Below are 10,513 nucleotides of genomic sequence, written 5' to 3' on the forward strand. Positions count from 1 at the left end.
TCGAATTGGACGCCGCTTCAAGACCGCGCTTTCGATGTAATGCCGATCCAGCCTGGCTTCCCTGATCGGTGGACCCACGCTGCCTGGTCGCACAGGGTCGATATGCACGCATCTCTCGAGCAGGCGCGATGCCTGTTCCGCGATATCTGACGCAGCACGCCGCCGCCGCTGGCCTCGCACCGCTTCGACCGCCTCGCCCCCGCCCCGGCGGCACCGATCCAGCGTCGGTGCACGACGACCGATTACTTCATTTCCTTACAGCATCCGCGCGTCCAAATCCTGGCCCAAAAGCACTGAATTTGCCAAAGTTGCCGGATGATGACATTTTTGTACATATTCGATTAATCTTCAGACAGGCTTCAGGAATGTGACATCCGTTCAGGTTGTCTACATGACGTCCTGAATCCCAGTTCCCCCTCGACTGCGCTCGCAGTCGAGTCCCACGTCTGCAGTGTTCGCGACCGAGTTCATCAGGAGAGAGAGGAATGACGCGTCCAGGGGTCCGTAGTTCGTTATCCAGCAACATCAAGCGCAGCGCGCTGAGCCTGGCGCTAGGCATGTGCGTGATCGGAGGAGTGCAGGCGCAGAGCGCGGTTGGCTCCATTTTCGGTAGTGGGCAGCCCGGCAGCACAATCGCCATCCAGAGCCCGCAAACGGGCGTGAGCCGTTCGGCCACCGCCGCTGCAGATGGCCGATTCACTTTCAGCCAACTCCCCCCGGGCAAATACATCGTGACCTCCAACGGGCTGACCCGAGAGGTGGAGGTCAAGGTCGGCAGCGGCGCGCAGGTATCGCTTGGTGGCGATGCCACCACGCTGGACCGGGTGGAAGTGGTGGGCGCGCAGGCGTTCAACCCCATCGACGTCTCCTCGGTGGAATCGACCACGGTGTTCACCGCCGACCAGATGGTCTCGCTGCCGGTGGCCAGCGACGTGTCTTCGGTCGCGCTGCTCGCGCCTGGCGCGGTCCGGGGCGACAGCGGGCTCGGTGCAGGCAACCTTGCCTCGTTCGGCGGATCGTCGGTGGCCGAGAACGGCTATTACATCAATGGCTTCGACGTCACGAACATGCGCACGTTCCTGTCGTTCGCCAATCTGCCGTTCCAGAGCATTGGTCAGCTGCAGATCAAGACCGGCGGATATGGCGCCGAATACGGCCGCTCGCTGGGCGGCATCGTCAGCATCGTCACCAAGGCCGGCTCCAACGAGTGGCACTACGGCGGCAGCGTGGAATGGGCACCGGACTGGGGCGCGGCGGCAGGTAAAAACGTCCGCGAACGCGACCCCGACGCGTCAGACCCGCTGTACCAATACCGCAGCGACGATCAGTTCGACAGCACCATTTACTCTGCGTATGCCAGCGGCCCGCTCATCAAGGACCGCTTGTTCTTCTTTGCAATGGTGGAAGGCCGCCAGGAGACCGAAGACAACTTCTATGCACTGACCAGCCGGCGCGTCAGTGACACGACCCCGCAGGGCCTGGTCAAGCTCGATTGGTACATCAACGACAGCAACCTGGTCGAATTCACCGGCATCTACAACCAGGCCAAGACCAAATACCGCACCTACGAATACGCCACCGACGCCAATGGCGACAACCGCTACAACGTCGGCCGGCACGAAGTGCCGATCGAGCAGTACGAGATGGAAAACGGCGGCAAGATCGGCATCCTCAAATACACCGGCTACTTCACTGACAACTTCACCTTGTCGGCGCAATACGGCTACCTGAGTAATCTGATTGACTCACGCCTGCCTGCCGATCCGGCCGGCAGCGAATGCCCCTGGGCCTACAGCTTCGGCCTGACCACCAGCGTGGTCGACCGATACATCGGCTGCAACCCGGGCACGATCTCCACCATCGCCGACCGCGATGCCGAGCCTGACGAAGACATCCGCAAAGCGTTCCGTGTCGATGGCGAATGGGTGCTGGGCGATCACCGGTTGCGCTTCGGCGTGGATCAGGAAAAGTACGAATCCAGCCACCGTGGCCGGACCTATGCCGGTGGCATCAACTGGGCGTATTACACGGTGCCTGGCAATTCGGTAGCCACCGGCGCATTCGCAGGCCGGCCTGGTCGCACGGTCAACGGTCAACTGGTGCCGCGCAATGCGCTGTATGCACGTTCGCGCGTGTTTCAGAGCAGCAGCTCCACATACGAAAACACCAACAGCGCGTTTTACCTGGAAGACAACTGGCAAGTCACCGAAAACTTCCTTGCCGTGCTGGGTTTGCGCGGTGAGAAATTTGAGAACAAGAACGGAGATGGCATTGCCTGGATTGAATCCGATTACAAAATGGCACCGCGCCTGGGCTTCTCCTGGGATGTGCTGGGCGATTCCAGCTTGAAGCTGTTCGGTACCGCAGGCCGCTATTACATCCCGGTGGCGACCAACTCCAGTATCCGCGCCACAGGCGCCGAATCGACCGTGTCCAACTGGTACTTCGTCAATGGCTGGAGCGAAGCCGATGGCACGCCAGTGGGCCAAGGTGCGCAGATTGGCCAGACCCAGACCAATGGCTCGCTCACGGCGCCGAATCCGGCCTCTGTCGCGTCCACGAACTTGTCGCCGATGTATCAGGACGAGATCATCCTCGGTGGCCAACTGCAGTTGACGGAAAACTGGATGGCGGGCGTGCGCATGATCCGCCGCGAAGTGAAGTCCGGGATGGACGACACCTGCACCACCAATCCCTGGATCGACTGGGCGGCGGATAACGGCTACCCGGATTTCGATCCAGGCTCGGTGCCCAGCTGCTACTTCTTGAATCCCGGCAGCGATGTGACCATCAACGTCGATCTCAATGGCGATGGCGAACTGGAACTTGCGACCCTGCCGGCCTCGTATCTTGGCTTGCCCGAATACCGCCGCCTGCATACCGCTCTGGAGTTCTTCTGGGAGCGTACTGGCGAAAAGTTCAACTTCCAGGGCTCGTATACGTTTGCCAGGACACGCGGAAACGTCGAGGGCTACGTCAATTCCACGCTGGAACAGGAGGACGCCGGCCTCACCCAGGACTTCGACCACCGCCTGTTCACCGACGGCACTTATGGGCCGACCCCGAACGATCGCCAGCACACCCTGAAGCTGTTCGGCGCCTATAACCTCACGCCGGAATGGCAGTTTGGCGGAAACCTGGTCCTTCAGTCCGGGCGCCCAGTCAATTGCCAGGGCTATATCCCGCTGGATGACATCCCGCAGCCTGACCAGGGCAACCTCAGCGGCTACAGTGGCTCGAGCTTCTATTGCTTGAACGCTGAAGGTACGCGCGTGCTACGTCAACGTGGCGACGAGGGCCGCACGCCATGGACCTGGACCTTCGATCTGGCGGCGGCCTACGTCCCCAACTGGGCCGATAACAAGCTGCGCATCAAGCTTGATGTCTTCAACCTGTTCAACAACGATCGCGTCACCGAGTACAACGAGTTCAGTGAGGCCTCGCGTGATGTGATCAGCCCGAACTACTTGAACGATGTGAACTATCAGACGCCACGCTCGTTCCGGTTGACTGCCCGCTACGACTTTTAAATAGTCGCATCGATGTGTGCCTTACGAATCCGGCCTGAAAAGGCCGGATTTTTGTTTGTCCATTTACAAGTCTTCGTCACGCCCGCATCGCAGAGCGCCGCTCACTTGCCGATGCAGAAGCTCGAAAAGATCTTGCCCAGCAACTCGTCGGCGCTCAGCTTGCCGGTGATCTCGCCCAGCGCTGCATGCGCGAGCCGCAGCTCTTCGGCGGCAAGTTCGAGTTGTTCGAACCCCAGTTCCAGATCGGCCGCGTCCGCATGTTGCTCGGCACGTCGTAGCGCATTCACATGCCGGGTGCGTGCGGAGAATTCGCCGCCCGCACTTTCGCTGCCGTCGCCTAACGCCAGCTCGCGCAGGCGGGTATGCAGCTGCTCCAGTCCCAGGCCGGTCGTTGCCGAGACTGCCACTGCGTTGGCATCGAGCAGCGGCGCGCTGTTGTCCAGCAGATCGCATTTGTTATGAATCCACAGCTGACGCGGCACGGCGTCGATGCCATCGCCGATGGCATCGCGCGCGGCCTGCGGGTCGCGTGCGTCGACCACCACCAGCGCCAGATCGGCACGCTGCAATTCGGCACGCGCGCGGCGCATGCCCTCGCGTTCGATCGCATCGCCGCCATCGCGCAGGCCGGCGGTGTCGACCAGGGTCAACTCGAACCCATCGAGCTGGATCGCTTCATGCAATGTATCGCGCGTGGTGCCGGCGACATCGGTGACAATGGCACGATCGCTACCGGCCAGCGCATTGAGCAACGAGCTCTTGCCTGCATTGGGCGGTCCGATCAACACCGCATGCAGGCCATCGCGCAGCTTGCGCCCGCGTTCGGCATCGCGCAGCAGCTGCGCCAGCAATCCACGCGCCTGCTGCAATCCTTCGCGTACCTGCGTGCCGCCCAATGTATCGAGCGGTTCGTCGGCAAAGTCGATCGCCGCCTCCACATGCACGCGCAAGCGCGTCAGGCGCTCGCCCACCGCATCGATGCGGCGCGAGAACACGCCGTCCAGCGAACGCCGCGCCGCACGTGCCGCACGCGCATCGCCGGCAGCGATCAGATCCGCAATCGCTTCGGCCTGGGTCAGATCGAGTTTGCCGTTGAGAAATGCGCGTTCGCTGAACTCGCCGGCACGCGCCTGGCGTGCGCCCAGTGCAATGCAGCGTGCAACCAGTTGGCGCAACACCACCGGGCTGCCATGACCCTGCAGCTCCACCACGTCTTCGCCGGTGAAACTGCGTGGCGCGTTGAACCACACCGCGATGCCGTCATCGATGACATCGCCCCGCGCATCGCGAAAGCGCGCGTAGTACGCATGCCTCGGCTGCAATGGCGCAATGCCCAGCTGTGTTGCGATCTGTACCGCCTGCGGCCCGGACAGCCGCACGATGCCCACCCCGCCGGTTCCGGCAGCACTGGCAATGGCAACGATGGTGGACGTGGAAGCGGACATGGGCACTGCTCTTGCGTGGACTGGAAATCAGACAGGTAATCGAACCACCGGCATCGCGTTCAGGCGCATGACCGGTGGCCGGGCTTTAGATGGCACGCGTTTTTCTTCGAAAGTGCACATGCCCATGCTGCTCGCCACCATGCATCAAAGCGACTGCAACTGCGCACGCGCCTGTGCCGCACCGCTGCCTTGTGGCTGCAGTTCCAGATAAGTCGAGTACGCCTTGCGCGCCTTGTCGCGCTCGCCCGCCTTGGCGTAGGCATCGCCAAGATTGAGATAGGCTACCGCGCGCGATGGATCGATCTTGAGCGTGTTTTCCAGCCAGCGCGCCGATTCGGCAAAGCGCTCCTGGCGGTAATACACGAACCCAAGATTGTTCGCCGCCAGCGCAAAATCCGGGCGTAGCTTCAAGGCTTCGGCAAATTGCTCGGCGGCTTCGGCATAGCGTTTTTCCTTGTACAGCTGCAGACCACGCTCGTTTGCCAGTTGCGCACGTTGGCGATCGCTGCTCTTGACTGCCGTCGGCAAGACCAGCCTGGCTTCGCCACCTTGCAAGGTCTTTACGGTGACCGGCGCCGCCGCCACCGCCGCGCCGGCGGTCGTGGCGGCAGGACGCGCCGCATCCACGCGTCCGTTGAGCGCGATCGCATCGGCCGACAACTGCGCAGTGCCCGCAGTCAGGAATTCTTCGCCGCTGGGTACCTGGAAAACGAACTCGCCGCCTTGCGATCCCGGCAAGCTACCAAATGCCGGCGTCTGCGCAGACACCGCCGATACTGCCGGCGCGACATACGCAGCCAGCTCGGTGCCGGTGATCAATCCATCGCCATTGAGATCGCCCTTGCCGGCCAGCGCCTGCAGCAGCACCCAGGTAAACACCGAATGCCCGTTCGGCCCGCTGTCGGCCACTTGTTGATCGGCTCCACCGGCGGTGAGCATCTGGCGCGCGATCCGCCGCGCGTTCTCGCGCAGGTAGGCACTTGAGGTCGGCCCGCCACGCGTCAACCCAAGCCCGCTGTAGCAGGCATCCATCACGAACAAGACGTGCTTGGCCTGCAGGCTTTCGGCGATATTCTGCAGGTCGCTCATCGCGATCGCATCGCTGGCCAGATGCTCCGGGTCCGAATCGACCGGAATGATGTAGCCCAGGTCGCGTCCGGAGGCGAGCCGACGCGTGGCACCGTGGCCGGCAAAGAACACGAACACGCGGTCGTTGGTCTGCGCGCGCCCCTCCCCAAGTCGGTCATGGAAGGCGGCGAGGATGTTGTTGCGGGTGGCTTGGCTGTTCTTCAGCACGATCACCTGCGAGGACGGAAATCCCAGCGGCCCGGTCAGGGTGCTGGCGATCGCCTGCGCATCGTTGGCTGCGTATTCGAGCTTGGGCCAGTGCGCGTAGTCGTCGATACCGATCACGATGGCCCACGACTTGGCGTAACCGGTGGTCACCGTTGCGTCGGCTACCGCACTGGGTGCCCGTGCCACCGAAAACTCGCGGCCGTTCCAGCCTGCGAACTGATAGCCGTCGGCGATCAACCGATCCAGGATCTGCGGCAAGGCTTTCACCGCGCGGTCGTGAATATCATGGAATAGCACGATGCCGCGCTGTTCCTTGTTTACCTGGTCGAGCACGCGCTGCACGATCGATTCGGGGACCGGGTCGGCCCAGTCCAGCGAGTCGATGTTCCACATGATCGATTTCAACCCGGCTTCGCCCAGGAGCTGCAGCCCTTCCGCATTGCGCGCGCCATACGGAAACCGGAACAGCGGCGCACGTTTGTCGTCCACCGCACGCAGCAAGGTATCGGTATCGAGCACCTGGCTGCGCAACGCATCGCCGGTGGTCTTGGACAACTGCGCATGGGTCAGGCTGTGATTGCCCACCGCATAGCCTTCCTCCATCAGCGTGTGGCTGATCTTGGACAATGGCGCCAGCTTCGGCTTGCCGTCGGCGTCCAGGCTGCCGAGGTTGCGCCCCACTTCGAAGAACACGCCAGGCACGTCGTAGCGCTTGAGGATCGCCACGATCTCTTCGGTATAGGCCTTGTGCGGGCCGTCGTCGAAGGTCAGCACCACCGTCTTTGGCGGCAGGTCGCGGCCGAATACTTCGCTGTCGCTATCGCGCGCGGAGAACGGATACGGTTCCACCACGCCGTGGTCGCGCAGGATGGTTTCGCGCGTGTACAACTTTCGCAGATGCGCCACGTAGTCGTCCCACTTTTCGCGCTTGGGCACGATCGCGCGGTTGCGATCGAAGCGACTGAAGATCTGCGTCAGCTCGGTGTTGTAACTGCGCTCGATCTCATCCAGCGCCTCCAGGTCCTCGCCGATACGTTGATGCAGTTTCACTGCCGGCAGCGCCGAATCCTTGCCGATGCGCGCATGCAGTTCGCGCAGTACCTCGGCAAACGCCAGGCGGTCGGCATCGAACAGATCCGGCGCCGATTCCACTTCGTCCAGCACCGCGCCGATCGTCGCGAACCGGCTGGCATCCCTGGAGATCAGCACCGTCTCGAACGCTGCTGCGATACGTTCGCGTTGTTCCAGATTTTCATGGAACAGCTGCTGTCCCACGCTGCTGGAGGTGGCGCGATCGCGCGGGCTCTGTTTGTCCTCGTCGGCCAGCAACACGATGATGCGGCGGTGCCGATCCAGCTGTTCGCGCAGCTGGGCAATCAGCGCACGCGCATTGGCGGCGTCGCCCGTTTGCGCAGCGGCATCGGCAGCGCCACCGGTCGCCGCTGCCGAAGCAGGTGCCGCGGTGCCGGCATAGCGCTTGCCGCAGCCGGCCAGCGCCAGCAGTCCCACGCAGCTTGCGCACAGCAACAGGCGATGCAATGGCAATGGCTTCACGATGGCGTCCTTGGCGATGGCAACAAACGGAAACAGGCGTGCATGCAGAAAGCCCGCCTTGCGGCGGGCCTTCTTGAACTTACTTGGCGTTGGCCTGGATGATCTTGCTCGGCTTCTCGCCGTGCTGGCGGATCATCCACCACTGAATCAGCAGACCCAGGCCGCCGTTGACCACCCAGTACAGCACCAGACCGGCCGGCATGAAGGCCATCATGACGCCGAACACCAGCGGCATGAACTGCATCATCTTGGCCTGCATCGGATCCATGCCCGGGGTCGGGGTCAGCTTCTGCGTGGCCCACATGATGGCGATGTTGAGCAGCGGCAGGATGAAGTACGGATCGCGCGCGGTCAGGTCCTGGATCCAGCCCAGCCACGGCGCCTGGCGCAGTTCCACCGATTCCACCAGCACCCAGTACAGTGCGAAGAAGATCGGCATCTGGATCAACAGCGGCAGGCAGCCGCCCATCGGGTTGATCTTTTCCTTCTTGAACAGCTCCATCGTCGCCTGCTGGTACTTGACGCGATCGTCGCCGTAGCGTTCCTTCAACTGCGCCAGGCGCGGCTGGAAGCGACGCATCTTGGCACCGGACTTGTACTGCGCGGCCGACAGCGGGTACAGCGCCAGGCGCAGCAACACCACCAGCCCGATGATCGCCCAGCCCCAGTTGTGCAGGAAGCTGTGCAGATGGCTCAGCACCCAGAACAGGCCCTGGCCGATGATGGCCATGATCGAGAAGCGGCTGTAATCGACCACCCGATCCAGGCCCTTCACGTCTTCCTTGGCGATCAGGCTGACCAGCTTCGGGCCCACCCACAGGCGCGCTTCGGTGCTGGCGGTCTGACCCGGGGCCACGGTGAAGGCCGGGCCACGCAGCTCGGCCACGTCGCGCGGGCCGTCCTGGTTCAGCACATACAGCGAGGCCTGGTCCTTCTGCGGGATCCACGCGGTGAAGAAGTGGTGCTGCAGCAACGCCACCCAGCCGCCGGTGATCTGGCGATTCAGGCCGCCGTCGTCCATGTAGTCCTTGAACGCGCGACGCTCGTAGCCTTCCTGGGGGCTGTACCAGGTCGCGCCGTTGAAGCTGAAGGAATCCGGATTGGTCATGCCACGGCTGAGGATGGTCGGCACCCGGCTCAGCTTGCGGAACACATAACCGTTCCACGGCGCGCCGCTCTTGTTGATCACCTCATCCTTGATCGAGATCGCATAGCGGCCGCGTTCCAGGGTGAAGGTGCGGCGGATCGACACGCCGTCGGGGCCATTCCACACGAACGGCACCACCAGGGTGTTCTGACCCTTGGCCAGTTCGAACGCGGTGCCCGGCTGCTCGGCGCGGAAACCGCCCACGCCCGGCACCGGCGAATGCTCGCTGGCCCAACCGCTGGTGGCGTTGTAGGGATGCACGGCGTCTTCGGTCAGCAGACTGACCGGCGCGGTGCCGTCCTTGGTCTGCGGAAACTGCAGCAGCTCGGCATCCAGCACGCTGCGGCCATCCAGCTTCAGGCGCAGCACGTCGGAGGTCAGCGTGATCACCGGCGCGGCGCCGGCAGCCGCCGGCGTAGCCGTGGTGGTGCTGGTGGCCGCCGGTGCGGCACCCGGTACGCCCGCCTGCGGGATGGCCTGGGCGGCGGGCACATTGGCCGCCGGCGCCGTGGCATCCAGATCGCGCGCAGCCGGTACCGATTGCGTGGCGACTGCAGCAGGTGCGTTGGCAGCCGCCTTGTCCTTGCCCCACTCCATCCACAGCAGCGCCGCGACCATCAGCCAGGCAAAAATCAGGAAAACACGGGTCTGGTTCATCGGGCAGCAACTCGCTCAGTCGGAACTACAGTTCCGGCTCTGTCGGGGAAAGGGAGGATGGGTGCATCGTCCTGGCGGGCGGCATTGTGCCGGGCGCAGCAGGTGGGGGCAATGCGCCGGCACGGCGCAGCAGGCGCACAAAGGCGTCGCGAATCTGTGGATTGGTCGCTTTCGCAGCTGCGGACCGGGCCACAATCACGTAATCGCCGCCGGCAAGCTCGGGCAGCAGATGCCGCATGGCGTCGCGCAGGACGCGTTTGATGCGGTTACGGCCCACCGCACGCGTGTCCACCTTGCGCGACACCGCCATGCCCAGACGCGGCGGCGTGTCGCCGGTGCGCCAGTGCAGGCTGAGCAGCGGATCGGAGGTGCGACGGGCTGTGTCGAAGACGACCGTATATTGCGCACGCGTACGAACCCGCGCAGAGCGAGGAAATCGCCTGCACGGGTTCGATGCGTTCACTGTAGGACTTGCCTCGGCCGCGGAGAGCGGCGCGGCAATCAAGCGCTCAGGCGCTTGCGGCCCTTGGCGCGGCGGCGAGCCAGGATCTTGCGGCCGTCGGCGGTTGCCATACGTGCGCGGAAACCATGGTCGCGTGCTCGCTTCAGGTTGCTGGGTTGGAAAGTACGCTTGGTGGCCATGGGGCCCTCTGCATGGATGGAGACGAATAGAACCGGAAATTCTATAGGACCGCTGCAGGGCGGGTCAACTCCCCGGACGCCTTAGCCACCATGCCACCGCGCGCACCCTGTGGATGGACCTGTGAATAAGTCTGGGAAAAGCCTGCCCACGGTGCTAGTCTGGTCCATCCTCTTTTCACTTCCGGGCTGCGTGCACGGCGCCTTGCTGCGCGCCGCAGCCAGCAACAGATGATCACACTTTG

At 63.4% G+C, this 10,513-nt stretch carries 6 protein-coding genes; 1 reads left to right on the top strand and 5 read right to left on the bottom strand.

Annotated elements, in window-relative coordinates:
* Nucleotides 1–485: 485 nt before the first annotated feature.
* Nucleotides 486–3,530 carry a TonB-dependent receptor plug domain-containing protein gene (locus VZ068_RS21705; protein WP_349656474.1) on the top strand — a complete coding sequence of 1,015 codons (3,045 nt, stop codon included), beginning with the start codon at nt 486–488 and terminating at the stop codon, nt 3,528–3,530.
* Between the two features lie 101 nt (nt 3,531–3,631).
* On the opposite strand, the gene mnmE is transcribed toward VZ068_RS21705, so the two are convergent.
* The 5 genes from mnmE to rpmH form a co-directional block, all read right to left on the bottom strand.
* Nucleotides 3,632–4,975: a tRNA uridine-5-carboxymethylaminomethyl(34) synthesis GTPase MnmE gene (gene mnmE / locus VZ068_RS21710; protein WP_349656475.1), complete on the bottom strand. Its 1,344-nt coding sequence runs from the start codon at nt 4,973–4,975 to the stop codon at nt 3,632–3,634.
* 144 nt (nt 4,976–5,119) lie between these two features.
* Nucleotides 5,120–7,825 (bottom strand): polysaccharide deacetylase family protein, encoded by a 2,706-nt coding sequence (locus VZ068_RS21715; protein WP_349656476.1) that lies wholly within the window; start codon nt 7,823–7,825, stop codon nt 5,120–5,122.
* 79 nt (nt 7,826–7,904) lie between these two features.
* Complete coding sequence (gene yidC / locus VZ068_RS21720) at nt 7,905–9,629, bottom strand: membrane protein insertase YidC (RefSeq protein WP_259158831.1); 1,725 nt, start codon at nt 9,627–9,629, stop codon at nt 7,905–7,907.
* A gap of 25 nt (nt 9,630–9,654) precedes the next feature.
* Nucleotides 9,655–10,092, bottom strand: a complete 438-nt coding sequence (gene rnpA / locus VZ068_RS21725) for a ribonuclease P protein component (RefSeq protein WP_055852557.1) — start codon at nt 10,090–10,092, stop codon at nt 9,655–9,657.
* A 38-nt stretch (nt 10,093–10,130) separates the two neighbouring features.
* Nucleotides 10,131–10,271: a 50S ribosomal protein L34 gene (rpmH, locus tag VZ068_RS21730; protein ID WP_002805908.1), complete on the bottom strand. Its 141-nt coding sequence runs from the start codon at nt 10,269–10,271 to the stop codon at nt 10,131–10,133.
* Nucleotides 10,272–10,513: the final 242 nt, after the last annotated feature.

The sequence above is a fragment of the Xanthomonas sp. 10-10 genome, assembly GCF_040182365.1.
Classification (GTDB): domain Bacteria; phylum Pseudomonadota; class Gammaproteobacteria; order Xanthomonadales; family Xanthomonadaceae; genus Xanthomonas; species Xanthomonas arboricola_F.